Here is a 24,828-nt window from a genome sequence, read left to right as displayed (position 1 = left end):
AATTCCAGGCTTCGCTCCATCCCGACGACGACCGCACGTCGCCCCTCGATGCCCAGCTTCCTGTCGTACAAGCTCCTGATCCCCCTGGTCTTCCTGGCGTCCGGCCTCTACGTGCACTTCCGCGGCCAGGTGCGGCACCGGCTCGGGCGGCAGCTGAGCGACCACTCGACCTTCTTCGCGCCGCTCAACGTGCTGATGTACTGGTTCTCGTCGGTGCCGTCGAAGCCCTACCTCGACCTGAAGCAGTTCCCCGAGCTCGACGTGCTCCAGCAGAACTGGCAGACCATCCGCGACGAAGGCCTGGCGCTGTTCGACGAGGGGCACATCAAGGCGGCGGCGGGCTACACCGACATCGGCTTCAACTCCTTCTTCCGCACCGGCTGGAAGCGCTTCTATCTCAACTGGTACGGCGACTTCCTGCCCTCGGCCAAGGGCCTGTGCCCGAGGACGACCGAGCTGCTGGCGGGCATTCCCTCGGTGCGCGCGGCCATGTTCGCGATCCTGCCGCCGGGCGGCAACCTGGTGCGGCATCGCGATCCGTTCGCAGGGTCGCTGCGCTACCACCTGGGCCTCAAGGTGCCGCAGGATGCGCCGAGCTGCAGGATCTTCGTCGACGGCCAGGCCTATCACTGGAAGGACGGCGAGGCGGTGATGTTCGACGAGACCTACATCCACCACGCCGAGAATCTCACCGATGAAACCCGGCTGATCCTGTTCTGCGACGTCGAGCGGCCGCTGAACAACCGGATAGCGCGCTGGATCAACCGCGAGATCGGCTGGCGGATGATCAAGGCCGCCGCCACGCAGAACGTGGAGGGCGAGCCGATCGGTGGATTGAACAAGGCCTTCGCGCAGGTCTACAAGATCCGCGTGCTGGGGAAGCGGTTGAAGGCCTGGAACAAGCCCAGCTACTACCTCGTCAAGTGGGCGATCTTCGGCGGGCTGTTCTACTGGCTGTTCTTCTGAGCATCGTTCGCTGGATGAATTTCAGCGCCCCGCCGCCGCGCGCTTGGTGCCCAGCATGTACTGCTCGGCCGCGCCGTCGTTGACCGAGGACCAGACCAGCTGCTCGTCGAGGAACTCGCGCCATTTGCCGTGCACCTTGGCGAAGACCGGGTTGGTCGCGGCCTCTTCCTTCAGCACCTCCTGCGTGGCCTTGTGCAGCGCGTCCATGATGGGCCTGGACCAGTAGTTGAGCTTGGCGCCGCCACCCACCAGCCGCTTGAGCGCCGGCACGTTGCCCACGTCGTACTTGGCCAGCATCTCGGCGCCGGCCTGCGCGCAGGCAGCTTCCAGCGCGGCGCGGTAGCTGTCGGGCAGCTCGGCCCAGGCCTTCTTGTTGGCAATGAAGCACAGCGAGGCGCCCAGCTCCATCACCCCCGGCCCGTAGTAGTAGCGCGCGACCTTGGCCAAGCCCAGCTTCTCGTCGTCGTAGGGACCGACAAATTCCACCGCGTCGAGCGTGCCCTTCTCGAGCGCCGGGTAGACGTCGGCGGCGGCGAGTTGCAGGGGCGTGACGCCGAGCTTGGCGTAGACGCGGCCCAGCAGCCCGGGGACGCGCATGCGCAGCCCCTGGAAATCTTCCACGCGCTTGATCTCCTTGCGGAACCAGCCGCCCATCTGCGCGCCGGTGTTGCCGCAGGGGATCTGCACGGCGTCGAAGCGCTCGTAGATCTCGCGCATCAACGACAGCCCGCCGCCGTGGGTCATCCAGGCCGTGTGCTGGCGCGGCGTCATGCCGAAGGGAACGCCGGTGTCGAAGGCCAGGGCGGGCTCCTTGCCCACGTAGTAGAAGCCGGCGGTGTGGCCGCATTCGACGCTGCGGTTCTGCACGCCGTCGAGCACCGCCAGCGGCGGCATCAGCTCGCCGGCGGCGAAGGGCGAGATGGTGAAGCGGCCGTCGGTCAGCTTGCGCACGATCTCCGCGATGGCGACAGCGCCGCCGAACACGGTGTCCAGCGACTTCGGAAAGCTCGAAGGCATGCGCCAGCGCACGGCCGGCGTGCCCTGCGCGATGGCGGGTGCGGAAACGGTCGCGGCGACGGCGGCGCCGGCGAGCAGGGAACGTCGTTGCATCGGATTTTTTTCCTCAGGCGGTAAGACAGGCAGGGTCGGCGCGCAGCACGCGGCGCGCGAAGTACTGGAAGGTGAGGTCCGTGATCTGCGGCTTCAGCAGGAAGTCGCGCGACTCGCGCGCGAGGTGCGCGGGCACCGGCTTGATGGTGCCGGCCGCTGCAGCACGCAGTTGCACCGCCGCGGCCTGCTCCATCCAGATCGCCAGCGTCGCGGCCTCGGCCACCGTGGCGCCCGCGGTCAGCAGGCCGTGGTGCGCCAGCAGCAGCGCCTTGCGTCCGTCCAGGGCCTCGGAAATGAGGCGCCCCTCGTCGTTGCCGATAGGCAGCCCGGGCCATTCCGACAGGTAGCCGCAGTTCTCGAAGAAGGGGGTGGCGTCCATGCCGGCCACAACCAGCGGCTGGCCGATGATGGACAGCGCCGACACCGCCGCCGGATGGGTGTGGACGATGCACTGCACCGCCGGGTTGGCGCGATAGACCCACAGGTGGAAGCGCGTTGCCGGGTTGGGCAGCGACACGCCGTCGAGCGGGCGCAGGTCGTCGTCGGTGAGGATGAAGCCCTGCGGCGTCGCCTCGTCCGCGCCGATGCCGAATTTCAACGTGTAGTACGTGCCGGGCCGTTCGCCGCGCGCCGTGATCTGCCCCGCCAGGCCGTTGGCCCAGTGCCCCTCGGCCGCGAGCATGCGGCAGGCCAGCACCAGCTGCTCGACGGTGCTCCACGACGAAGGGCTGGTCTTGTCCTGCAGGTCGCGGTAAACCGCCGCCTTGATGTCCTGATCGTCTTGCATGCGCTCTCCAAGTCAACTTGTTGACCTATTTTGGTCAACGTGTTGACCTGTGTCAACATCGAAAGCACCATGGCCACCAGAACCCCTGCCCGCAGTGCCCCTGCGGCCGCATCGCCTGCGAAGAACCCGCGCGCCCTTGCGGCCGCCGCGCCGGCGCCGGACGAAGCCGCGCCGGTCGCGGCCTTCCAGAGCGTGGGGCCGCGCATCAAGGCGCTGCGGCGCCTGCGGAACATGACGGTGGAGGAGCTGGCCGATGCGGTGGGCGTGCACAAGGCCCATGTGTCGCGGCTCGAGCGCGGCCTCAAGACGCCCTCCATCCACATGCTGGCGCGGCTGGCCAAGGCGCTGGGCACCAGCATGGGCAACCTGGTCGGGGAGACGCTGGACAAGGCCGACATCAAGATCACGCGCGGCGCCGAGCTGGCGCCCGGCCATGCGGCCGAGGAACCGGCGGCGCATCGCTTCGCGCCGCTGCTGCACGGCCACTCGGTCAGCGCCTTCGAGGCCTTCATCGTCTACCCCGGACAGAGCGGCGGCTCGCTGCAGGCGCAGCACGAGGGGCAGGAGATGCTCTACGTGCTGGCCGGCACCATCGACGTCATCTTCCCCGAGCGAACCGAGCGCCTGCAGACAGGCGATTGCATCCACTTCCCCGGTTACCTGAACCACCGCATCGCCCGCGTCGGGCGGGCGCAGGCGCGGGCGCTGCTGGTGCTGTCCGCGCAGTGATCAGCGGAACAGGGCGTTGAGTTCCACGCCCGAGGCGGCATCGGCGAAGCCGTCGAAGCGCCCCTGCTCGAGCGCGCGCGCCGCGCGCATGAACCCACCCCACGCCGCGCGCGCCAGCGCTCCGCCGACGCTGACGCGCCGGACGCCGAGCGCCGCGATGTCCTGCAGCGTCAACTCGCTGGTGGAGCCGACCAGCAGGTTGACCGGCTTGGGCGCCACCGCGGCCACCACCGCGGCGATCTGCTCGCGCGTGCGGATGCCCGGCGCGTAGAGGCAGTCGGCGCCAGCCTCCGAATAGGCCTTGAGCCGGGCGATGGTGTCGTCGAGATCGGGGCGTCCCTGGAAGAAGTTCTCGGCCCGGCCGACCAGCAGCGTCTCGCCGCCCTCCTGGTCGATGGCCGCACGCGCGGCGCGCAGGCGTGCCACCGCCAGCTCGATGTCGTACAGCGGACGATCCGGATCGCCGGTCGAGTCCTCGATCGACAGTCCTGCGACGCCGGTGTCGATGGCCATGCGCACGCTCTGCGCGACGCCTTGCGGGTCCGCGGCGAAGCCGCTCTCGAAGTCCGCGTTCACGGGCAGATCTGTGGCGGCGACGAGCTCGCGCAGATGGGCCAGGATCTGTTCGCGCGGAAGCGCCCCGTCGGCCTGGCCGCGCGACCAGGCGAAGCCGGAGCTGGTCGTGGCCAGCGCGCGGAAGCCCAGGCCCTGCAGGAATCTTGCACTGCCCACGTCCCACGGGTTGGGCAGCACGAAGCAGCCCTCGGCATGGAGCTGGCGGAAGAGGGCGCGCTTTTCGGCAACGGTACGGGTCATTGGGAACTCGGCTCGGAAGGATACCGGGCTTCGGATGAAGCCCAGGCTCGGTTATAGAGCACGGCAGCGCCGAAGGCACCTCAGGGAACTACTGCAAAATACCCGGATGAACTGGCTCGCACCCCTCCTCATCGCTTTGCTCGTCACCGGCTGCGGGGTGCCACCCAACCAGGTCGTCCCCATGCGCGACGGTACGCTGCGCGCCGCCACCTACCTCCAGGCCGACGCCCATTGCCGCGACAAGGGTGCGACCGCGCGCATGCTGGGCAAGGCGCCGGCGGAGGCGGGCGTGCTGTTTCGCTGCGAGTGAAGCAGCGTTTCGAGGCCGACCCTCCTTGCGTGGACGGATCGATTTGAGCCGTTGAGGCTGTCGTCTCCGGGGTTGCGTTGCGGCACCTCGGCCAAGACGCATCCGCAAGACAGGCCGCCGGAGCGCTACTTGCTGATCGCCTGGCAGAGCAAGCCCGCGAGCGCGGCTTGGCGCCGCCCGATCCCATGATCCTGGCCGACGCCCTCAGCGACGCGCTCCAGCGTGCCCACACTACCGCAACGGCCAAGGCGAGCGGATATACCGCGCAAATCACATCGTTATCGACTCGCGACGGCAACGCCCTGGTGCATGTTGTCCTCGAGGACCCAGAGGATTTGGCCACCTTCGGCGGCTGCGCCACGATTCGCGTGCAGTCGCAGTCCTCCTCCTCCGCCGATACCCTTTGCTTCGCAAAGCTCGACCTGAGCGGCAGCGATCTGCGAGGCGCTGATCTGCAAGGCGTGACGCTGTTCCAGTGCAGCCTGCAAGGCGCCAGTCTCGAGCATGCGGATTGCACGGGCACCAACTTCTCGGACACAAGCCTTTTCGGGACGAACCTAGCGAACGCGCGGCTGAACGAGGCCTGATCATGCCGGCTCAGGCCCGGCGCGCCTCGAGCGCCGCGAAAGAGGAATCCAGCTCGCGCCCGTTCAGCACCGCGGTCATCGCGCGATACAGCTGGCGCGGCAACACCGGCTTGTGCAGCAGCGGCACGCCGGTTGCGCGCGCTTCGCGCAGGCGCTGCGGGGCGGTGTCGCCGGTGATCAGCAGCGCCGGCAGGTTTGCGCCGAACTCCGAGCGCAAGGCCGAGATGGCCTCGGCGCCGGTGCGCAGCTCGCGCAACCGGTAGTCGCTGATCACCAGGCCGGGCCGGTGCGCGCGGGCCAACGCCTGTGCCTCCTCGATGGAATCGGCCACGTCGCAGGCGCAACCCCAGGCGCCGAGCAGCTGGCGCATGCCGGTGCGCACGGACTCGTCGTCGTCGATCACCAGCACGCGCAGGTCGAACACACGCGCCGGTGCCGGCAATGCCTCGGCACCGCTATCGGCGACCACCCCGGAGCGTGCCGCGGGCAGGGTGAGCCGGAACACGCTGCCGCGCCCAGGCACCGACGCGAGCGTGAGTTCCTGCCCAAGCGCGCGCGCCAGGCCCTGCGCGATGGCCAGGCCCAGGCCCAGCCCCTTGCGGCGGTCGCGCTCGGCGTTGCCGAGCTGGTGGAACTCGCGAAAGATCGCCTGGTGCTGCGCGGGCTCGATGCCGAGGCCGGTGTCCCACACCTCGAGCAGCACCTGCTCCCCGCGCGCGCGGCAGGCGACCAGCACGCCGCCCCGCTCGGTGTAGCGGATCGCGTTCGACACCAGGTTGCGCAGGATCAGCGCCACCAGCGCCGGGTCGGAGCGCACGGCCGCATGGGTTTCGCGCGAGCGGTAGACGATGCCCTTGGCATCGGCCTGGGGCGCCAGCTCGTTCTCGATCTTGTTGAGCAGCGGCTGCAGCGGGAAGACTTGCGCCTGCGGCTCCACCACGCCGGCTTCGATGCGCGAGAAGTCCAGCAGCGTGTCGAGCATCTCGGCCGAGGCCTGCCAAGTGGCGCGCGCATTGGCCAGCACGTCGTACTGGTCGGCCGAGAGCTTGGTGCGCGACAGTACCTCGAGGAACAGGCCCTGCGCATGGATCGGCTGGCGCAGGTCGTGGCTGGCGGCGGCGAGGAAGCGGGACTTGGCGAGGTTGGCCTCCTCGGCCGCCCGGTGCGCGGCCTGCGCATGCTCGGTCTCGATGCGCAGGCGCTCGATCAGCTCGAGGTTCTCGAAGCGCAGCCCGATGGCCCGGCGCGCTGCGCGCGAGCCGTTGCGCGCCTGCCCCAGCAGGGCCGCCGTGTAGATGATGGCCGCGACGCCCAGGGCGTCGTACGCCGGGTCGTCCATGGACCACAGCTTGGCTCCCAGCACGATCAGCTCGGCGGTGCCGAAGACGATGAAGGCCGGCAGGATCGGCGCCAGGGACGACATGGAGCTGCCGGCCACGCCCGCCAGCACCGCCACCACCAGCACGTTGCCGGCCACCGTGGTGGTGCCCAGCGCGGCCCAGGCCAGCGAGCCCCAGGCCACGCCGTCGATGGCGTTGAGCACCATCTTGCGCGCCAGCTGCCGGCGCGCGCTCGCGGGGCTGATCTCGGACGCCAGCAGGCGCCGCGCGTCCCACGCGAGGTAGAGCTTGAGCAGGATGATGGTGCCGGCCCATGCCCGCATCGCGAGCGCGTTGGTCTCGTTGGAGAGCACCCACACGAGCAGCAGCGCCAGCAGGATGGTCGGGATCACGGAGGCGCCGATGTTGCCCAGCTGCAGCCGCAGCTGCTCCACCAGCATGCGCTCCTCCGGCAGGCGCGGCTTGTCGACCATCAGGCTACGAGGCCGCGCTGCCGCGCTGCGAAACCGGCTTCGGAGCGGCTCGAGACCTGCAGCGCCGCCAGCACCGCCTGCACATGGCCGCGCACCGTGTTCTCGGACAGGTTGAGCCGCCGGCCTATCAGCTTGTTCGACAGGCCCTGGCACATCAGGTCGAGCACCTCGCTCTGGCGCGGCGTGAGCAACGGCTGCGAGTCCGCACCGCCCTCGCCGGCCTGCACGCCATCGGCCGCGACCGCCAGGCCCTGGCGCAGCTGGCCGATCACCGCCAGGATCTTGTCGGCCGGTTCGGCCTTGGAGACGAAGGCAGCCGCGCCGCGCTCCATCGCGAGCCTGACCTTCTGCGGCGAGACCTCCGAGGACAGGATCACCACCAGCACCTGCGGCCACTTGCGCCGGACCAGCGCGATGCCTTCCAGCCCGTTGAGGCCGTGCAGCTGGATGTCCAGCAGCACCAGCGCCGGCTCCGGCATGGACGTGCGCAGGGCCTCCTCGAGCGATGCGGCCTCCGCCACCTCCAGGTCAGCGATTCCGGCAGTCAGGACCATGCGCAGCCCGTTGCGGAACAACGCGTGGTCGTCGACGAGAAGAATGCGGGGCGGCAGCATGAAGGAGGGCGGGAACAAGAGCGGGAGGGGGCCGGCCATTCTGCCCAAGTCTCCCCGCTGCGCGGCCGGTCCAATTGGACTATTTACGCAAACCGGCGCGGCGGCGACCATCGAGCTCCCCAACAAATTCACGCTCCCGTCACCTTTGTCCGCAGCCGAATGAAGCCCCTGGTCGAAATCCAACGCGTGGGAACGCACGCCTTCACCTATCGCATCAGCGCCTTCGTCGCCGGCGCGGGGCCGGCGGGGGACAGCGGCACATTCGACTCGCTGGCGTTCTGCCTGTACGACGCCGGCGCTTCGCTGGGTTCCTTTTTCCCGAGCGTCGAGCTCAACATGGACGGCCTGTTCGTCGGCTCCTATCCCGTCGACGCGCTGCGCCGCCATCCCAAGCGGGTGGCGCAGCGCATCCAGCAGCATTTCCAGCCGGTCGTCCCGGCGCTGTGACGACGGCACCTCCCGGCCTCCCGCGCCTGCTGCCTTTCAACCTTCGTTCAACGCCTGCCGCAGCGTCTCGATGAAGCTGCGGCTTGCCGCCGACAGCGAGCGGCCCCGCTTCGTCACCACGAAGACGTCGCGCGACACGCGGGGCGCCGTCAGGCTGCGCACCACCAGCGTCTCATCGCCTGCGGCCCTGGCAAAGGCCGAGGGCATGATCGACGGCCCCATGCCGCTGGCCGTCATCCACAGCGCAGTCGACAGGAAGGAGACCTCGTTGACCACGTCGAGCGCGACTCCCGCCTGCGCCGCCGTGCCGTCGATCAAGGGCCGGATGCCGTAGCCCGGGCGCACCGTGATGACCGGATGGCCTGCCAGGTCGGCCCAGCGCACCGGCCTGGCGCTTGCTGCCAGCGCGTGGCCGCGTGCGCAGACCAGGCTCAGGTGGTCGCGCATCAGCGTCTCGGTCTCGACCTCGGCGCCCGGCCGTTCGGGCGTGCCGATGCCGAAGTCCACGTGCTCGCCGATGATGCGCGAAACGAACTGGTCGGGCGCGCAGTCGTCCACCACCACCCGCACGCCCGGATGCGCCTGGCCGAAGCCGCGGATCGCCGACGGCAGCAGGAAGGAGGCGAGCGTGGGCGTGATCGCCAGGCAGACACGGCCGCGCTGCAGCTGCGCGAGCTCGCGGAAGTCGTCCGAGAGCGAATCCACATCACGCAGGATGCGCTCGGCCGCGGGCAGCATTTCGTTGGCTGCGGCGGTGGGCTGCAGCGAGCGCGTGGTGCGGTCGAAGAGCCGCGTGCCCAGCCCTTCCTCGAGCTGGCGGATCAGCATGCTGACCGCCGACTGCGTGACGTACAGCTTCTCGGCCGCCGCGCTGAGCTTGCGCAACTGGTGCACCGCGAGGAATGCGCGCAGCTGGCGAATGGTGGGGCTGAACTTGGGGACGGGATTCATCAGCTCAAATCATATTTCGTTCGCAATTTATTGATTTACGAATGAATGGCGATGCCGTCCAATCCATTTCCGGAGACATCACGAGGAACATCGATGAAGACACTTGCCCGTGCCCTGGTCCTGCTGGCCGGGACTGCCGCGCTGCTCGCCGGGCCCGCGCGCGCCCAGGCGCCAGCGGATTTCCCCCAGAAGCCCATCCGCATGATCGTCACCTTCCCGCCGGGCGGCAGCGCCGATGCGGTGGTGCGCATGCTGGTGCCGAAGCTCAACGACAGGCTGGGCCAGCCGGTCGTGGTGGACAACCGACCTGGCGCCGGCGGCAACGTCGGATTGACGGCCGTCGCGAAGTCGCCGGGCGACGGCTACACGCTGGGCGTCGGCGCAGCGGGCGCGCTCTCGGCCAACAGCAGCCTCTATGCACAGATGCCCTTCGATGCGCAGAAGGACTTCAAGCCGGTGGGCCTGCTGGCGGCCATCCCCTTCGTCATCGTGGGCCACCCCTCCATCGGCGTGAAGACGCAGGCCGAGCTGCTCGCGCTGGCACGCGCGCAACCGGGCAAGCTCTCGATCGGCCACGGCGGCAACGGCACGGCCATGCACCTGTCGGCAGCGCTCTTCGCGCAGATGGCGGATGTGAAACTGGTCGAGGTGCCCTACCGGGGCTCGGGGCCGGCGGCCGTCGACGCGATGGCGGGCCAGATTCCGCTGGCGGTGGTGGACCTGCCCTCGGCGTTGCAGCAAATCAAGGCCGGCAAGCTGCTCGCCTTTGCGGTCACCAGCCCGCAGCGCCTGCCCCTGCTGCCGGACGTCCCGACGGTGGCGGAGGCCGGCCTGCCGGGCTACGACTCCACGGGCTGGTTCGGCGTGGTGGCGCCAGCAGACACGCCGGCGCCCGTCGTCGCGCGCCTGAATGCGGACATCAACGCGGCCCTGAAAGACGAACAGATCCAGGCCGCGATGCGCAACCTGGGCGTGGAGCCCGCGCCCGGCACGGCCAAGGCCTTCGAGGACTACATCCGCGCAGAGACGAAGAAATGGGCCAACGTCATCAAGACCGCGAACATCAAGCTGGACTGAACGCACGACATGCATGAAGAGGAAGAAGTGAACGCCGACGTGCTCGTCGTCGGCGCCGGCCCGGTGGGCCTGACGCTCGCCATGGACCTGGCCTCGCGCGGCGTGAAGGTGCTCGTGGTCGAGACGCGGCGCTACGCCGAGCCGCCCAACGTCAAGTGCAACCACGTGGCGGCGCGCACCATGGAGCAGTTCCGCCGCCTCGGCGTGGCGCGCAAGCTTCGCGACGCAGGTCTGCCGGCCGACTACCCGAACGACGTGGTGTTCCGTACCAGCGTGACGGGCATCGAGCTCACGCGGATCCCCATCCCCTGCCGGCGGGACCGCTACACCGAGACCGAGGGCCCGGACGCCTGGTGGCCGACGCCCGAGCCGCCGCACCGCATCAACCAGCTGTTCCTCGAGCCGATCCTGCTCGAGCACGCGGCCGCGCTGCCGAACGTGAGGCTGCTCAACCGCACGCAGCTCACCGACTTCGAACAGGACGCGGAGGGCGTCACCGCCGCCGCCACCGACCTCGACAGCGGCGACACGCGCCGCATCCGCTGCCGCTACCTGGTGGGCTGCGACGGCGGCAGCTCGGGCGTGCGCAAGGGCATCGGCGCGAAGCTCGAAGGTACGCCCGTGATCCAGCGCGTGCAGTCCACCTACATCCGCGCGCCGCAGCTGCGCGCGATGATCCCGGGCAAGCCGGCCTGGTCCTACTACTCGGTGAACCCGCGGCGCTGCGGCACGATGTTCGCGATCGACGGGCGCGAGACCTGGCTGGTGCACAACCACCTGAATGCCGACGAGCCCGAGTTCGATTCGGTGGACCGCGACCGCTCCATTCGCGAGATCCTCGGCGTGGGCGAGGACTTCCACTACGAGGTGATCAGCAAGGAGGACTGGGTCGGCCGCCGCCTGGTGGCCGACCGCTTCCGCGATCGCCGCGTGTTCATCGCCGGCGACGCGGCACACCTGTGGGTGCCGTATGCGGGCTACGGCATGAACGCAGGCATCGCCGATGCGATCAATCTCTCGTGGCTGCTCGCGGCCTGCGTGCAAGGCTGGGCCGATGAGCGCATCCTCGACGCCTACCAGGCCGAGCGCCAGCCGATCACGGAGCAGGTCTCGCAGTTCGCGATGGACCACGCGCAGAAGATGATTCGCGCGCGGCGCGCCGTCCCTCCCGGCATCGAGGCACCGGGCCACGAAGGCGATGCGTTGCGTGCCGAGATCGGGCGCGAGGCGTACGAGCTGAACGTGCAGCAGTTCTGCTGCGCCGGCCTCAACTTCGGCTACTTCTACACCGGTTCGCCCATCATCGTGGCGGACGGCGAGGCGCCACCCCCGTACAGCATGGGCGACTTCGCGCCTTCGACGGTGCCCGGTTGCCGCGCGCCGCACCTGTGGCTGGCCGACGGGCGTTCGCTGTACGACGCCTTCGGCTCCGGCTACACGTTGCTGCGCTTCGACCGCCGCGTGGACATCCAGGCGCTGGAGGAAGCGGCGCGTGCAGCGCGAGTGCCGCTCTCGGTGCTCGACGTCGAGGCGAAGGAAATTCCGCGGGCCTACCGCCACCGATTGGTGCTGTGCCGGGCCGACCAGCACGTGGCCTGGCGCGGCGATCGCATCCCGGCCGATCCGGTGGCGCTGGTGGCTCAGCTGCGGGGAGTGCTGCCGCCTCAGTGAACGGCCGCAACGGCCGCACCGGCCGCCCGGTTGCGCCGCCAGGCCGCCGGCGGGCAGCCGTACTCACGGCGGAAGGCGCGGCTGAATGCCGTGTCGGTCTGGTAGCCCACGTCCTCCGCGATCCGGGCCAGCGGCGCGTTGCTGCGGCACAGCAGGTTGGCGGCTAGCAGCATGCGCCACTGGGTCAGGTACTGCATGGGCGCGGTGCCCACCAGCTGCTGGAAGCGCTCGGCCAGCACCGAGCGCGAGGTGCCGGCCGTGCGCGCCAGCTCCTCCAGGGTCCAGGCCTGGGCCGGGCGGGCGTGCAGCGCGGTGAGCGCGCTGCCCACGATGCGATCGCCCATGCCCGCCAGCCAGCCGGTGCGGCCCTCGCCCTGCCCGTTCATGTACAGCCGCAGCACCTCGATGAACAGCAGCTCGGCCAGCTTCGCCAGCACGCCGGCGCCGCCGGGGCGCGGCGAGCGCGCCTCGGCCAGCGCATAGCGCACCGAGCTTTCGAGCCAGATGCCGGCGTTCGAGCCGCGCACGTTCACGCGCAGGAGCCGGGGCAGGCCCGCGAGCAGCATGCGCGCCAGCCGCGCATCGCACGCAAGGTAGCCGCAGATCAGGCGGGTGGTCGCGCCGCCGCCGCCGTAGGCCAGCATGCGCGGGCGGCGCGACAGCACTTCGTCGAGGCGCGCGCCGGTCGCCGGAGGCACGCCGGGTTCGGAAGTCATGCGGTGCGCGTCCCCCTGCGGGAACACGACCGCGTCGCCCGCGACCAGGCGCACCGGCGGCTCTCCGGCCAGCTCGACGAAGCATTCGCCTTCGGTGATCAGGTGGAAGATGACCACCCGCTCCGCACCCGGCTCCAGGAAGGGCGCGGCCGCGTCCGCGCTCGGCGACTGGTAGCACCAGGGCGCGGTGAAGCGGCCGTGGATGAAGATCGCGCCCACCAGGCGCACGACACGGAGGACTTCCGACAGCGCGTCCATGGTCATTCCACCTCGATCTGCAGCGCCAGCGGCGTCGCGTTGCGCGTCGCGCTGGGAATGGGCGAACGCCGCACGCCGGCCTCGACCAGCGTGCGCAGGCGCTCGGGCGAAACCCCCTCGGCTGCGATGCGCACCTGCAGCTGCATGTCGCGCGGCCCGGCGTCGACCTCCTGGCCGTCGCTGTCTGCGAGGCCCAACAGCCCGCGGGTGTCGGAGCGGCTGCCCACCCGCACCTCGAGCGCGCCCAGCGCGATGCCTTCAGCCGCGGCGGACATGGCAATGGAAGTGGCTGCGCACGACGCGATGCCGGCGCGGAACAGCCAGCCGGGCGTGACGCGGTCGCCGCTGCCGCCGAGCTCGCACGGCATGTCGGTCACCATGGCCGTGCCGTTGGCATGGCTGGATTCGACGCGCGTGCCGCCTTGCCAGCGAGCGGTGGCCGGCGCGTCGTCGTGAAGGCCCATGTCCGGGCGGCGCTCCAGCGCCGCCTCCACGCGCTGCAAGGCCGCAGCGATGTCATGCATGCTCATGTCGATGCTCTCCGGTCGGCCGAGGACGATGCGAAATTGTGGGTGCGTCGCCTCCGCAGGCCAACTAGGCCGAACAGCCGATGCCGTCGCGCGGACGCCCGGTCAGCAATCCCGGACGCTGCGCCAGCTTGGCGGCCGGCCGCAGCCGGCGGAGGACGATCGGGCAAACACGGGCGACGCGCGGGCAGGACGCCGCGGCCGCTGCGGTGGTCCAGTAGCGGCAGGCCGGCACCGCATGGCGGCCGCCGTCCTTCCCCAGACCATAGACCCGCGCCGGATCTCCGGCCCAGCCCAAGGAGCCCATCGCATGAACGCACCCGTCGACCTCAATGCCGTCAAGACCCGCCAGCACGCCGCCTGGTCCAGCGGCGACTACGCCATCATCGGCACCACCCTGCAGATCGTCGGCGAGCAGCTGGCCGAGGCCTGCGACCTGCGCTGCGACGAAGCGGTGCTCGACGTCGCGGCCGGCAACGGCAACGCCACGCTCGCGGCGGCGCGCCGCGGTTGCAGGGTCACCTCCACCGACTACGTAGCTTCGCTGCTCGACCGCGGCGCGGAGCGCGCCAAGGCCGAGCGCCTGGAGGTGAAGTTCCAGGTCGCCGACGTGGAGGCCCTGCCTTTTGAAGACGCGAGCTTCGACGCCGTGCTCTCCACCTTCGGCGTGATGTTCGCCCCCGACCATGCCAAGTCCGCTGCCGAGATGCTGCGCGTGTGCCGCCCGGGCGGGCGCATCGGGATGGCCAACTGGACGCCCGAGGGCTTCATCGGCCAGTTGTTCAAGACACTGGGCCGCCACCTGCCGCCGCCGGCGGGTGTGCAGCCGCCCGCCCTGTGGGGCACGGAAGCGCACCTGCGTTCGCTGTTCGGCGAGCAGGCGGCCTCGATCCAGGCGACGCCGCGCCTGTTCAACTTCCGCTACCGCTCGGCCGCGCATTTCATCGAGGTGTTCCGCACCTGGTACGGACCGGTGCTCAAGGCGTTCGCCGCCCTGCCGCCCGACAAGGCGGCGGCACTGGAGCAGGACCTGGGCGAGCTGCTGAATCGCCTGAACCGCGCCGGGCCGGACTCGCTGGTGGTGCCCGGCGAGTACCTCGAGATCGTCATCACGCGCCGTTGAGGGTTCGAGCCATGGAACCGCGGCTGCAGCGACGGATCCAGCGCTACGGTTGGGACCTGGCAGCCGCGGAGTACGAATCGCTCTGGCAGGCGCAGCTGGCGCCGGCGCACCAGGCCCTGATGGCGCTCGCCGCGCCGCGGCCGGGGGAGCAGGTGCTCGACGTGGCCTGCGGCACCGGCCTGGTCGCGCTGGCTGCGGCGGAGGCCGTCGGTCCGCGGGGCCGGGTTCTCGGCACCGACCTGTCGGATCACATGGTCGATGCGGCCCGGGAGCGTGCCGCGCAGCGAGGCCTGGGCCAGCTCGCCTTCGCGCGCATGGATGCGGAGCAACTGGCGCTGCCCGATGGCGGTTTCGACCTCGCGCTGTGCGCGCTCGGCCTCATGTACGTGCCCGAGCCCGCGCAGGCCCTGCGCGAGATGCGGCGCGTGCTGCGCCCCGGCGGCCGCGCGGCGCTGGCCGTATGGGGTGAACGGGCGCGCTGTGGCTGGTCGGCCGTGTTTCCCATCGTCGACGACGAGGTGCGCAGCGAGGTCTGCCCGTTGTTCTTCCGCCTCGGGCAGCAGGACGCGCTGGCCCGCCTGTGCGCCGAAGCCGGCTTCGAGCGCATCGTGCAGCAGCGCTTGGCGAGCACCTTGCAGTACGCCGATGGCAAGGAGGCTTGCGGCGCGGCCTTCGTGGGCGGTCCGGTCGCGCTGGCCTGGTCGCGCTTCGGCAGCGAGACGCGCCTGCGGGTGCAGGAGCGGTATCTGGCGGCCATCGAGCCGTGGCGGGAGGGCAGCGGCTATCGCATCCCGGGGGAGTTCGTCGTCGTGGCGGCCGAGGCGCCGGCACATCCCTCCTCATGAGGAGGGGCGCTGCTTGCGCGAAGCGCGGCCCTGTCCGACCATCGTCGCAACGCCGATCCAGGAGACGCGAATGATCGAGACCGACGTCTGGGCTGCAGGCAATCTCTACGAGCCCTACATGGGCCGCTGGAGCCGCAAGGTTGCGGCCCGCTTCGTGCACTGGCTCGGGCTCGACCCCGAGCTCAAGTGGCTCGATGTCGGCTGCGGCACGGGCGCGCTGACGCAAACCCTGCTCGGCCAGGCGCGGCCCGCGTCCGTGCTGGGCATCGATGCCTCGGCCGGTTTTGTCGCCCATGCCCGGGCGCATACCGCGGGTGCGCGGGCCTCGTTCGAGGTCGGCGATGCACAGGCGCTGGCGGTCGAGCCCGGATCCTTCGATGCCGCGGTCTCGGCGCTGATGCTGAACTTCCTGCCCGATCCTGGTCGCGCGGTGGCCGGCATGGCCCGCGCGGTCAAGCCCGGCGGGACGGTGGCCGCCTATGTATGGGACTACGCCGGCGGGATGGGCCTGATGCGCTACTTCTGGAAAGAGGCGGTCGAGCTGGATGCGGCGGCCGCGCCGTTGGACGAAGGGCGCCGCTTCCCGTCGCTGTGCGCGCCGGCGCCGCTGGAAGCCTTGTTCGCCGGCGCGGGGCTGGACCGCATCGAGGTGCAGGCCATCGAGATCGAGACACCCTTCAAGGACTTCGACGACTACTGGACGCCGTTCCTCGGGGGCCAGGGGTCAGCGCCCGGCTATGCGATGTCGCTGAGCGAGGAGCACCGGGACCGCTTGCGCGAGCGCATTCGCCGAGCCTTGCCGGTGCGGGATGATGGCGGCATCGCCCTGGACGCGCGCGCCTGGGCGGTGCGCGGCCTCGCCGTGTGAGAAGTCCTAAGGTGTTTCTCATTCTTGAAAAATCGACCTGTTGTCAATGCCATGGGCGTGACCGGCACGCAGGCGCAGGTGTGGCAGCGCGTTCGGGCGCCGAGGCGCGTGCTGGTCTGAGCGCGTCTTGGGCGACACTGTCGTTCCATGCAATCCGCACCTGCCTCCGGCGCCCTCCCGCTCCTGCCCCTGCGGCGCCCCACGCTGCGCTTCCTGCTCGCCCACCCGGCGCACCTGATCGCGCTGGGCTTCGGCGCCGGTCTCGCGCCGCGCGCGCCCGGCACCGTGGGCACGCTGTGGGCCTGGGCCGTCTTCGTGCTCATGCAGCGCTGGCTTCCGGCGGGCGCACTCGGATGGATCATCCTCGCCTCGCTGCCCCTCGGTTGGTGGGCCTGTACCGTGACGGCGCGCCACATGGCCATCGCCGACCCCGGCGCCATCGTCTGGGACGAGGTCGCCGGCTTCTGGCTGGTGCTGTGGCTCGTGATGCCGGCCGGCCTGCTGGCCCAGCTGGTGGCCTTCGCGCTGTTCCGCCTCTTCGATGCCGCCAAGCCAGGGCCGGTGGCCTGGGCAGACCAGCTCTTCAAGCAGCGCCGGGCGACGCCTGCCACCATCTCGTGGAGCGCGGCGGGCTTCGGCATCCTGTTCGATGATCTGGTGGCGGCCTTCTGCACGCTGCTGGTGATCGCCTTCGTCCGCGGTTGGTGAGCCCATGAACGACGCTTCCTCCGCACCCGAATTCGACACGCCTGCGCTGGTGCGGCAACTGGCCGATCTGCTGCAGCATAAGGGCTGGATGCTCGCCACGGCCGAGAGCTGCACCGGCGGGCTGATCGCCGGCGCCTGCACCGATCTTTCCGGCTCCAGCAACTGGTTCGAGCGTGGCTTCGTCACTTATTCCAACGCGGCCAAGAGCGAGATGCTCGGCGTCGATGCGGCGCTCATCACGGCCGAGGGCGCCGTCAGCGAGCCGGTGGCGCGCGCCATGGCCGCGGGCGCGGTGGCGCGGTCGGCCGCGCAGGTCGCGGTGGCCGTGACCGGCGTGGCCGGCCCGACCGGCGGCAGCGCCGAGAAGCCAGTGGGCACCGTGTGGTTCGGCTGGTCGGTGACAGGCCGCGTGCACACCGAGCGCCGGCGTTTCGACGGCGACCGGGCCACGGTGCGGGCGGCCACGGTGCATTACGCCCTGCAGACGCTCCTGACGCTGTTGCGCAATGGGTAGGCGTCTGCGCGACTCCTCGCTCGGCTACGATCGCCTGCGTATGCCCAACGAAGCCACCATCCAGCGTCTCTACGAGGCCTTCGCCCGGCTCGACGCCGACACCATGGCGTCCTGCTACGCGCCGGACGCGCGCTTCGACGACGAAGCCTTCTCCCTGAAAAATGGCCGCGAGGTCGGCGCGATGTGGAAGATGCTCTGCGAGGCCACGCGCGCCAAGGGCGCAGATGTGTGGAAACTCAGCTGGCGCGACGTCCAGGCCGATGGTGCCACCGGCCGTGCCCACTGGGATGCGCACTACCGCTTCAGCACCACCGGCCGCATCGTCGACAACTCGATCGACTCCGAGTTCGGCTTCACGCCCGAGGGGCTGATCGCCACCCAGCGCGACCGCTTCGACTTCTGGGCCTGGTCGCGCCAGGCGCTCGGCCCGCCAGGCCTGCTGCTGGGCTGGACGCCGATGCTCAAGAACAAGGTGCGCGCCGGCGCCGCCAAGAACCTGGCCGCCTACATGGCGCGCACATCATGACGATCACCATCACGAACCATCCCGAGAAGCACCGCTACGAGGCTGCCATCGACGGCCAGCTCGCGGGCTACTGCGAATACAACCTGCTCGCGAACGCGGTGATGTTCACCCACACCGAAGTGCTGCCCGCCTTCGAGGGCCAGGGCGTGGGCTCGGCCATCGCACGGCATGTGCTCGACGAGGCGCGGGCGCAGGGCATGCCGGTCATCCCTGCCTGCCTGTTCATCGCCGGCTATATCCGAAAGCACCGCGAGTACGTGGACCTGGTGCGTCCGGAAACGCAGCGCGCATTCAAGATCTAGGGCTTGCGCGCCACGGCGCCCGGCGGCGCAGGCAGCCAGGCGAAGGCCGCGCAGCCGGCCACCAGCAGCGTGGCGATGGTCGCCAGCACGGCCATGTAAGGCTCGATGCCCTGCGACTGCGCCACCGAAGCCGCCACGCCGGTGAGCCACTGCATCAGCGCCACGCCGAGGAACATGGCCATGGTGAACACCGCCATCGCGCGGCCGGTGAGCACAGCCGGGTAAGCCACCCGCACGTCGGCGTACTCCCAGACGATGAAGCCCGACAACAGTGCGACCAGGATGGCGCATCCGATATCGATCCAGGCCGCGTGGAAGATGCCGATGGCGGCGAACAGCGCCGCATAGACCGCGCAGCAGGCCACGATGCGCCGGCGGCGCGCCGGCCCGTCGCGGTCCAGCCGGCCGAACAGCGGGGGGCCGAACAGCGAGACGACCGACACGACCAGTGCGACGTTGCCGCTCTGCACCAGCGAGTAGCCGTGGCGCTCCACCAGCAGCGGTCCCAGCCATAGCCCGCGCAGCGAGATGAAGGCCGCATAAGACACGGCGCCGAGCAGCAGGATACCCAGCGTGTGCGGCATCGCGAACAGTGCGCCGAACTTGCGCAGCGCGGCGAGCAACGATTCCTTCGGGCGCGCCTCCTCGCGCGCCGGTTCGCGCACCCACAGCAGGATGCTGAGCCAGGCCAGCGCCGAAGCCGCTGCCAGCACCGCGAAGCCCATGCGCCAGGAGTGGGCCTCGATCAGCCAAGCGAGCGGCGTGCCGGTCACCAGCATGCCCAGCCCGCCGATGCCCAGCACCAGCCCCGACACCGAGGCGAAGCGCGCCGCCGGGAAATGCCGTGCGATGAACACGGTGCACACCAGGAAGGCCGGCGCGCAGCCGACGCCGATCAGGACCTGCCCCGTGATCAGCAGCGGGAAGCTGGTCGCCAGCGCGGACAGCAGCCCCCCTGCGATCGCGAGCGGGAAGGCGGTGAGCACCGTGCGCCGCACGCCGTGCAGGTCGATGCCGATGCCCATGAAGAGCTGCATGGCGCCGAAGGCGAAGTGGAAGGCCCCGGAAAACAGGCCCAGGGCCTGCGCCGACAGCCCGAACTCCGCCTGCAGCGGCCCGGCCATGATGGCGCCCACCGTGCGGTAGGCCTGGCTCAGCGCGAAGGCGGTGCACAGCGTCAGCACCATGGCCCAGGCGCTGCGCGCCGGGAGCGTCGGGCTCACGTCATCCGGCCCCGTGGCACTTCTTGTATTTCTTTCCGCTGCCGCAGGGGCAGGGGTCGTTGCGGCCCGGGGTCGCCTCCTTACGGAGGGTCTCCACCCGCGGCCCCTGGCTGCGCCAGAGCCGGCGCAGGTCGTACACCGCCCAGATGGCATCGCCGAAGTCGTCCACCCGCTGCTGGCTCACGCTGGGCGGGCCGTCCTCGCTGTACATCGAGAGCGTGGGCTTGCCGCGGTCGTCCTCCGTCAGGGCGACGATGGCGTCCAGCGCCTCGTCGAGGATGGCAGCCGCCTCCTTGTCGCGCGGCGGGGTCCATTCCTCGGGCCAACTCTCGACCGCGTACATGAAGCCCAGGGCCCAGACCTGCGCGAAGGAGGGGACGTCCTCGTCGGCGATTTCGCCACGCTCTTCCTGCGGCAGCGCCGCAACGGCGCCGCGCGTGTCCAGCACCTCGGGCTGCCAGGCTCGCTCGTCGTCGAGCGACTGCACCTCGGCGTCCAGCCCCTCCTCGGTTTCGCGCCAGCGCCGCTTCCAGCGCCAGGCGAACTCCATGTGCTGGGCCGGCACGAAGGCCTCGCCCAGCAGCACCGGCCAGTACTCCGCGGGCTCCACGGGCCGGCGCATGCAGACCAGCGCAGCCATGAAGCCCTCGCAGAACTCCCACTGCGGGATCTCCTCGTCGTGCTCGCGCATGGCGTCGAGCGCCTGGTCGAGAGCATCGAAGTCTTCAGGGCCGAGGGGAGGCTGGTCGGGGGAGGGCGAGGGGGACGTGGTCATGGCAGGGGCGGTCGGCAGCCCTCTATGATGCAGCAAGCTCCCGGAGACCCGTTATTTCAGCAGCCCCGTCCTCGGCCCTCGGACCCGCACAGGCAGCCCTGGCCCCATGAACTCCGTGAAACGCGGCACGCGCGTGCAGACGCGCAAGAGCCTGGCATCGGCGCCGGCGCCCCTGGAAACGAACCACTCCCCGCTGGAGCCAGGCGACTATGCGGAATTCCTGCGTGCCACGCTGCCGCATCAGCACAAGGCGGTGGCCAGCCACCGGCTCGGCAGCGAGCGCGTCTGGCTCAAGAAGGCCGGCCCGCCGCACGGCAAGCTGGGCTACCACCTGATGGCGATGGTGGCCGGTCTGCTGCGGCTCGATGTGCTGACGCCGGTGCCCAACCCGGGCGGCGAGGCCGCCATCGCCACCGAGGCGCGCCGCCTGCGCGCCCTGGGCGCCGCCGGCCTGCGCGTGCCGGCGGTGCTGGCCCAGCAGCCCGACGGCCTGCTGATCTCCGACCTCGGTGAAAGCGGCCGGCCACCGGTGGTGCTGCAGGAGCGGCTTGACCACGCCGCCGCCATCGGTCCGAGCGCCCTGCTCGCGGTGTGGCGCGAGGGCCTGGACGCCATCGCCACCGTCCACGCGCACGGCACCTATTTGAGCCAGGCCTTCGATCGCAACCTGGTGCTGTGCCCCGACGGCACGATCGGCTACATCGACTTCGAGGACGACCCCGGCGAGACTCTGCCCCTGGCCGAATGCCAGCTGCGCGACTGGCTCAGCTACCTCCACTCCACCGCGATGCTGGTGCGCGCCGCCTCGGCGGGCGCGGCCGGCACGCACTGGCATGCGGCGTTGGCCGATGCCAGCGACGAGGTGCGCGAGCGCCTGGCCCTCGCGGCGCGGCGCATGCGCTGGCTGCGGCATCTGCCGGCGGGGCGGCGCTGGGGGCGGGACACGCAGCGCTCGCGGGCGGTGGCGCGGCTGCTGTGGCGCTGGCATTGCAGCGAGCCACCGCCGCCGGCGCCGACGCGTCGCTAGCACCGGACTTCGGCTGCGCCGGTCTCGCCGCTGAGCTGCGTTCGAACGTGTTGGCACAAGGACGAAGTGCCTCCATCCGGACCCTGCAGGAAGGTCATCGGGCCGAGACCTCGACATCGAGCGCCGCGAGTTGCTTGCGCATCTCGAGCAGCGCCCGGTCCTTGCTGAGCAGCCGCGCGCGTTGCGCGACCGCCAGGTCGATGAAGATCTGGTCGTCGGGGTCGCTGCAGAGGCATGGCGCCCGCGCCGGCGGCTCGTCGATGCGTTGCGCCCTCCGGTCGAAGGCCGCGAGCACGCCCTCGGCATCGCGGCCGTTGCGCGCAAGCCGCGCCGCCACCAGCCGGTAGCCGAGCACGCGCGCCAGCTCTTCGCGCATAGCGGCCGTGGCAATCCATTGCGGCTCCCCGGCCTCGAGCGCGGCGAGCAGCGCCGCGCAACCCGGATCGTCGAAGACCAGCAGGTCGAGGGCGATGTTGGTGTCGATGACGATGCGCATGGAGGGCAATGCTAATACCCCTTCAGAAGCCCCGCAGATCCTCCACCGGCAGCGCCAGCTGCCCGCCAGTGATCCGCTCCAGCGTCCGCGTCATCAGCCCGATGTCATTGTCGAACCCACCATGCGTCGCCGCCTGCAGCAGCGGCTGGCCATCGGCCCCGAGCGCCACCTCGATGCGCGGCCCCTCGATGCGCCGGGTGCGGGCCTCGAGCTTCGAAGCCTTGGCAGCCTGGCGCCACACCGCCAGCGCCTCGCCGGTGTCGGAGGAGCCGTCCCAGCCCGAATCGCCTTCGTCGTTGACGCGGTCCAGGCCGAGGATCGGCGTGTGCAGGTCGGCCTCCAGCGCATTGGAGACCAGGTACAGCAGCGACTTGCGGTAGATCGGGCCCACGGTGTCCCGGCGCTCGGCCTCGTCCGTGAGCACTTCCAGGTGCAGGCGCTCCAGCACGGCCGGGTCGCCGGCGTAGTGGCGGTTCGCAAAGGCGACCGAGCAGGCCGGCGCATGGAGGTTGACCGAGGCCACGCGGTCGCTCAGCCCGCCATCGCGGCCAGCGCGCTTGCGCGCAGCCAGCGCCGAGAGCAGGTGGCCGATGGCGATCGATCCCGCCGAATGGCCGACCAGGTGCAGCTCGAACTGCGGGCCCCAGTTGCCGCAGAGTGCCTGCATTGCGTCCAGCAGCACGTCGCCGCCGCGCCGCTCGGCGAAGGCCAGGCCGGCGTTCTCCTTCATCTCGCTCCACAGCGGCCGCGCCGCAGGGCGGCCGACGGTCTTCTCGATCAGCAGGTCGGTCTGCTCGCTGAACCATTCGCCGAAGCCGGCGCGGGCCGGCTCGCGCCGGAAGGCGTCGGCAATGAGGTTCGTCACCGATTCGAGGAAGCCGGTCTTCCAGACCAGGAAGAGTGGATAGCAGCCGTTGCCGGTGAAGTAGCGGCCCATGGCGCTGGCGCGCTTGATCGCCTCCTCCTCGTTGTTGAGGCCGCCGTGCACGTACAGCACCAGGCGCTTGCGCGCCGCCGCCTGCTTGCGGAACCAGTCGTCCGGCAGCACGCACGCCTGCTGCTGCAGTTTGCGCGGCTGCTCGTCCTCGGTCAGGTAGCGGCTCACGCGGCCGTCGTTGCCCAGCACCACGCTGTGCTGGTAGGCCAGGCCGGTGTCCCACCACTTGCTGCGGTCGGCGCTCGTCAGGCCGGCGGCACCGCTGCCGCCCACGGCCAGCTGGCCGGCGATCACCCCGGGCACGCCCAGCGAGACCACCCAGGCGTCCATCGCATGGGCCAGCCAGTCGAGGTAGCCCAGTACCGCGAAGCCGCCGGCGCCCCAGGTTTTGCCCCAGGAGTTCTGCACGATGAAGCCCTGCGCGTTGAAGCCGATCAGCGCGAAGGCGTGTCCCCCCGTCTCGGAGCGGCGGCCGTCGAAGGCGATGAGCGGCAGCTCGGCATGGCGCTTCGGCGCGGGCCTGATCGGGACCGCGTCCCAGCCCGGGTGGGTGAAGGCCGAGACGAAGACCGCGCGGTGCTGCGCGATCGCGGCCTGCACGTCCGTGATCGAGCGGGTGTCGATGCGGTAGTAGACGCCCAGCGTGTTCTGCGCCGCCCGCGTCGCGAAGCCGTAGTTGGCGGGGTTGGCCTTCTCGGGCAGGTAGGGCCAGTCCGGCTCCAGGCAGACGCCGTGGTTGAACCAGCCCTTGAGCGCCCCGCGGCAGCTCGAGCCCTCGTAGTTCTCGCCTTCGTACTCGTCGTGCCGGCGCGCCAGCGTGTAGAGCATGCGCGGGCTCACCGATTCCATCTTCGCCGGCAGGCCGGACTTGACCCAGCGCAGGTAGTTGATGACGCAGCTGAGGCCGAAGCCGGTGCAGGCGCCTTCGCGGCCCTGGTCGAGGATCAGGCCGGCCCGGGTGTAGGCCGGCAGGTACTGGCGCACTTCCTCGGCCGGCGGGAATTCGTCGGGCAGGGTGAGCGCGCTCGGCAGGAACAGGCGATCGCGCAGGTCGGCCGCGTCCTTGCGCGTGCGGGAGACCGTGGAGCGGCGCGAAGCCGCCTCCTCGGCGGCGGCGGCGGCGGAGGCGGAGGCGCCGCGACGGGCGGCACCCGCGCCCACGCGCAGCGCAGGCCATACCGCGGCGGCGCGCTCGAACACGTCCTTGAAGCGATCGAGGCCATGCACGCCGCCGTTGACCAGCCGGCGTGCCTGCGCGAAGTCGCCTGCGCGGATGGCCGGGCGGAACTTGGCCGCCTTGTCCGCGAGATAGAGCGCGAGCAGCACCGCCGCGACCTCCGGCGCGTTGGCCCGCTCGGGCGCGGCGTCGAGCGGCACGCCGATACGTTGGCCGTAGCGGGTGTAGTTGTCCTTGCCCGTCAGCTGCACGAAGCCGCGGCCGCGGTAGCGCTCGCCGTCGCCCGACCGGCTGTTGCCGAGCGCGGCGCGGGTGTCGTACAGGCTGAAGGGTGCGCCGCCCGGCGGCGTGTTGAACTTGGAAGGCGCCTCCGCGATCGGCACGAAGCCCTCGGTCTCGGCTCGGATGGTGCCCAGGGCGCCCAGGATCATCGCGCGGTCCGTCAGCTGCGCGACGCCGAGCGCGGCCTCGATGTAGGGCAGGTAGCGTGCGATGTTGGCCGGCTTGGTGGCGGGGAACAGCCGGCTCACGTGGCCGACGTTGAGCGTGAGCTCGAACTTGTCGGCGTCGATCGCGAGCAGGTCCAGCAGCAGCTGGCAGCGCGGACCGACCACGCCGTCGCCGATCAGGCCGACACCGGCCTGCCAGCGGCGAATCGCGGCGTCGAAGTCCTCGTCGATCGGCGTGCCCGAGGCTTGTAGCGAGGGGAACAGCTTCGCGTCCTCGCCGAGCGCCTTGGCGAGCGCCCGGCGCAGCCGCTCGACGTCTTCTCCGGTGCTTCCCTTGCTCATCAGGATGTGCATGACGGCTCCTCGACGGCGGTGGTGCCCGCCGCGCGACGCATGGTGCTGCGTGCCCCGGCGGGTGTCCATCCCTCGAACCGGCTAGGCCGTCGGGCCGTGGCATTCGTGTTCATGCCCCCGCTTGC

27 protein-coding genes are annotated in these 24,828 nt (G+C 70.6%); 15 read left to right on the top strand and 12 right to left on the bottom strand.

The features are described 5' to 3' along the window. Positions 1-48 precede the first annotated feature (48 nt). Positions 49-966 (top strand): aspartyl/asparaginyl beta-hydroxylase domain-containing protein, encoded by a 918-nt coding sequence (locus E5P3_RS28190; protein ID WP_162588969.1) that lies wholly within the window; start codon positions 49-51, stop codon positions 964-966. Between the two features lie 21 nt (positions 967-987). Here the strand turns inward: E5P3_RS28190 and E5P3_RS28185 are convergent, their stop codons facing one another. Continuing rightward, positions 988-2,076, bottom strand: coding sequence for a TRAP transporter substrate-binding protein (locus tag E5P3_RS28185; RefSeq protein ID WP_162588968.1), 1,089 nt, complete (start codon positions 2,074-2,076; stop codon positions 988-990). A gap of 13 nt (positions 2,077-2,089) precedes the next feature. After that, positions 2,090-2,863: an aldolase gene (locus E5P3_RS28180; protein ID WP_162588967.1), complete on the bottom strand. Its 774-nt coding sequence runs from the start codon at positions 2,861-2,863 to the stop codon at positions 2,090-2,092. A gap of 69 nt (positions 2,864-2,932) precedes the next feature. On the opposite strand from E5P3_RS28180, the gene E5P3_RS28175 reads away from it, so the two are divergent. Beyond that, positions 2,933-3,592, top strand: a complete 660-nt coding sequence (locus E5P3_RS28175; protein WP_162588966.1) for a helix-turn-helix domain-containing protein — start codon at positions 2,933-2,935, stop codon at positions 3,590-3,592. On the opposite strand, the gene E5P3_RS28170 is transcribed toward E5P3_RS28175, so the two are convergent. After that, on the bottom strand, positions 3,593-4,408 hold the full coding sequence (locus E5P3_RS28170) for an isocitrate lyase/PEP mutase family protein (protein ID WP_162588965.1): 816 nt from the start codon (positions 4,406-4,408) through the stop codon (positions 3,593-3,595). Between the two features lie 106 nt (positions 4,409-4,514). On the opposite strand from E5P3_RS28170, the gene E5P3_RS28165 reads away from it, so the two are divergent. Both E5P3_RS28165 and E5P3_RS28160 read left to right on the top strand, forming a co-directional pair. Next, positions 4,515-4,718 carry a hypothetical protein gene (locus tag E5P3_RS28165; protein ID WP_162588964.1) on the top strand — a complete coding sequence of 68 codons (204 nt, stop codon included), beginning with the start codon at positions 4,515-4,517 and terminating at the stop codon, positions 4,716-4,718. 185 nt (positions 4,719-4,903) lie between these two features. Then, entirely contained in the window at positions 4,904-5,305 is a 402-nt protein-coding gene (locus tag E5P3_RS28160; RefSeq protein ID WP_162588963.1) for a pentapeptide repeat-containing protein, read from the top strand. Between the two features lie 10 nt (positions 5,306-5,315). Here the strand turns inward: E5P3_RS28160 and E5P3_RS28155 are convergent, their stop codons facing one another. Together E5P3_RS28155 and E5P3_RS28150 are read right to left on the bottom strand one after the other, a co-directional pair. Next, positions 5,316-7,118, bottom strand: a complete 1,803-nt coding sequence (locus E5P3_RS28155) for an ATP-binding response regulator (protein ID WP_162588962.1) — start codon at positions 7,116-7,118, stop codon at positions 5,316-5,318. Continuing rightward, on the bottom strand, positions 7,118-7,771 hold the full coding sequence (locus tag E5P3_RS28150; RefSeq protein ID WP_232073352.1) for a response regulator: 654 nt from the start codon (positions 7,769-7,771) through the stop codon (positions 7,118-7,120). The genes E5P3_RS28155 and E5P3_RS28150 overlap by 1 nt, the downstream gene beginning before the upstream one ends. A gap of 120 nt (positions 7,772-7,891) precedes the next feature. On the opposite strand from E5P3_RS28150, the gene E5P3_RS28145 reads away from it, so the two are divergent. Beyond that, complete coding sequence (locus tag E5P3_RS28145) at positions 7,892-8,179, top strand: hypothetical protein (protein WP_162588961.1); 288 nt, start codon at positions 7,892-7,894, stop codon at positions 8,177-8,179. Between the two features lie 36 nt (positions 8,180-8,215). Here the strand turns inward: E5P3_RS28145 and E5P3_RS28140 are convergent, their stop codons facing one another. Then, complete coding sequence (locus E5P3_RS28140) at positions 8,216-9,130, bottom strand: LysR family transcriptional regulator (RefSeq protein WP_162588960.1); 915 nt, start codon at positions 9,128-9,130, stop codon at positions 8,216-8,218. Between the two features lie 93 nt (positions 9,131-9,223). On the opposite strand from E5P3_RS28140, the gene E5P3_RS28135 reads away from it, so the two are divergent. Further along, entirely contained in the window at positions 9,224-10,207 is a 984-nt protein-coding gene (locus tag E5P3_RS28135) for a Bug family tripartite tricarboxylate transporter substrate binding protein (protein WP_162588959.1), read from the top strand. A 9-nt stretch (positions 10,208-10,216) separates the two neighbouring features. Then, a complete protein-coding gene (locus tag E5P3_RS28130; RefSeq protein WP_162588958.1) occupies positions 10,217-11,878 on the top strand; it encodes an FAD-dependent oxidoreductase in 1,662 nt (553 codons plus the stop codon). Here the strand turns inward: E5P3_RS28130 and E5P3_RS28125 are convergent. Next, positions 11,872-12,858 carry an AraC family transcriptional regulator gene (locus E5P3_RS28125; RefSeq protein WP_197893993.1) on the bottom strand — a complete coding sequence of 329 codons (987 nt, stop codon included), beginning with the start codon at positions 12,856-12,858 and terminating at the stop codon, positions 11,872-11,874. The genes E5P3_RS28130 and E5P3_RS28125 overlap by 7 nt on opposite strands. After that, on the bottom strand, positions 12,855-13,382 hold the full coding sequence (locus E5P3_RS28120) for an OsmC family protein (protein ID WP_162588957.1): 528 nt from the start codon (positions 13,380-13,382) through the stop codon (positions 12,855-12,857). Before E5P3_RS28120 ends, E5P3_RS28125 begins: the two co-directional genes overlap by 4 nt. 307 nt (positions 13,383-13,689) lie before the next feature. Between E5P3_RS28120 and E5P3_RS28115 the strand changes: the two genes are divergently transcribed. From E5P3_RS28115 to E5P3_RS28085, 7 genes are all read left to right on the top strand, one after another. Further along, complete coding sequence (locus E5P3_RS28115) at positions 13,690-14,502, top strand: class I SAM-dependent methyltransferase (protein ID WP_162588956.1); 813 nt, start codon at positions 13,690-13,692, stop codon at positions 14,500-14,502. Positions 14,503-14,513: 11 nt separating this feature from the next. Further along, a complete protein-coding gene (locus tag E5P3_RS28110) occupies positions 14,514-15,347 on the top strand; it encodes a class I SAM-dependent methyltransferase (RefSeq protein WP_162588955.1) in 834 nt (277 codons plus the stop codon). Between the two features lie 70 nt (positions 15,348-15,417). Beyond that, complete coding sequence (locus tag E5P3_RS28105; RefSeq protein WP_162588954.1) at positions 15,418-16,215, top strand: class I SAM-dependent methyltransferase; 798 nt, start codon at positions 15,418-15,420, stop codon at positions 16,213-16,215. 147 nt (positions 16,216-16,362) lie between these two features. Then, positions 16,363-16,923, top strand: a complete 561-nt coding sequence (locus E5P3_RS28100) for a phosphatidylglycerophosphatase A family protein (protein ID WP_162588953.1) — start codon at positions 16,363-16,365, stop codon at positions 16,921-16,923. Between the two features lie 4 nt (positions 16,924-16,927). Then, the gene (locus E5P3_RS28095; RefSeq protein WP_162588952.1) at positions 16,928-17,437 is read left to right on the top strand and encodes a CinA family protein; all 510 of its coding nucleotides are present in this window, start codon (positions 16,928-16,930) and stop codon (positions 17,435-17,437) included. A gap of 40 nt (positions 17,438-17,477) precedes the next feature. Next, positions 17,478-17,963 carry a nuclear transport factor 2 family protein gene (locus tag E5P3_RS28090; protein WP_162588951.1) on the top strand — a complete coding sequence of 162 codons (486 nt, stop codon included), beginning with the start codon at positions 17,478-17,480 and terminating at the stop codon, positions 17,961-17,963. Next, the gene (locus E5P3_RS28085) at positions 17,960-18,265 is read left to right on the top strand and encodes a GNAT family N-acetyltransferase (protein ID WP_162588950.1); all 306 of its coding nucleotides are present in this window, start codon (positions 17,960-17,962) and stop codon (positions 18,263-18,265) included. The genes E5P3_RS28090 and E5P3_RS28085 overlap by 4 nt, the downstream gene beginning before the upstream one ends. On the opposite strand, the gene E5P3_RS28080 is transcribed toward E5P3_RS28085, so the two are convergent. Both E5P3_RS28080 and E5P3_RS28075 read right to left on the bottom strand, forming a co-directional pair. Beyond that, positions 18,262-19,452, bottom strand: coding sequence for an MFS transporter (locus tag E5P3_RS28080; RefSeq protein ID WP_162589913.1), 1,191 nt, complete (start codon positions 19,450-19,452; stop codon positions 18,262-18,264). The genes E5P3_RS28085 and E5P3_RS28080 overlap by 4 nt on opposite strands. 37 nt (positions 19,453-19,489) lie before the next feature. Beyond that, positions 19,490-20,263: a YecA/YgfB family protein gene (locus E5P3_RS28075; protein WP_162588949.1), complete on the bottom strand. Its 774-nt coding sequence runs from the start codon at positions 20,261-20,263 to the stop codon at positions 19,490-19,492. Between the two features lie 106 nt (positions 20,264-20,369). Here E5P3_RS28075 and E5P3_RS28070 point away from each other — a divergent pair, with 106 nt between their 5' ends. Then, complete coding sequence (locus E5P3_RS28070; protein WP_162588948.1) at positions 20,370-21,290, top strand: hypothetical protein; 921 nt, start codon at positions 20,370-20,372, stop codon at positions 21,288-21,290. A 94-nt stretch (positions 21,291-21,384) separates the two neighbouring features. Here E5P3_RS28070 and E5P3_RS28065 read toward each other — a convergent pair whose 3' ends face one another. Both E5P3_RS28065 and E5P3_RS28060 read right to left on the bottom strand, forming a co-directional pair. Continuing rightward, positions 21,385-21,786, bottom strand: a complete 402-nt coding sequence (locus E5P3_RS28065; RefSeq protein ID WP_162588947.1) for a PIN domain-containing protein — start codon at positions 21,784-21,786, stop codon at positions 21,385-21,387. Positions 21,787-21,808: 22 nt separating this feature from the next. Beyond that, positions 21,809-24,703, bottom strand: a complete 2,895-nt coding sequence (locus E5P3_RS28060) for a C1 family peptidase (RefSeq protein ID WP_162588946.1) — start codon at positions 24,701-24,703, stop codon at positions 21,809-21,811. Positions 24,704-24,828 lie beyond the last annotated feature (125 nt).

It is taken from the genome of Variovorax sp. RA8 (assembly GCF_901827175.1).
Lineage (GTDB): Bacteria > Pseudomonadota > Gammaproteobacteria > Burkholderiales > Burkholderiaceae_C > Variovorax.
This window is presented reverse-complemented; position numbering and strand designations above follow the sequence as displayed.